This window comes from Lactobacillus sp. C449L (assembly GCF_059900815.1).
The window spans coordinates 1-408 of record NZ_JBWXGA010000400.1; the positions used below are offsets into that span (position 1 = coordinate 1).

Consider the following 408-nt stretch of genomic DNA (forward strand, 5'->3'; position numbering starts at 1 on the left):
CAGCTGTATCTCGTTATCATCAACGATGTTCGAAAGCGTAATCGAAATGCTCCTGACTGTTTTCGGAACATAGTTTTCCTTAAACAGCCCGAGGCATATCCTGTATAAATCCATCGTAATGTTCGTCGGCTCATCGACCGATCTTGAGCGATGAAAGCCCCCGCCAAATTCTTCGTGGCTGTAGCCAATCCCAAGGCTGACCGTCCTGCCCGCTTTCCGGTGCGTACGCGCCCTTCTTGCCACCTCCTCGCACATTTCAAGAATGACATGCTTCACTTCTGCTTCTTCTTTGTAATCCCGAAGCAAAATCTGGCTTTTTCCAAAGCTGACCTGCCCTTCCATAATCGGGGCGCCAATATCGGACAGGTCGATGCCCCAGGCATGGTGATAAAGCTGGTTTCCCATGAT

The 408-nt window shown here is 50.0% G+C and carries 1 protein-coding gene; it reads right to left on the bottom strand.

Going from position 1 to position 408, the window contains the following annotated elements; genetic code table 11:
- Window positions 1-408 (bottom strand): DinB/UmuC family translesion DNA polymerase (locus AC2JF9_RS09975; protein ID WP_500727454.1); only part of this gene is annotated, 408 nt, incomplete at both ends.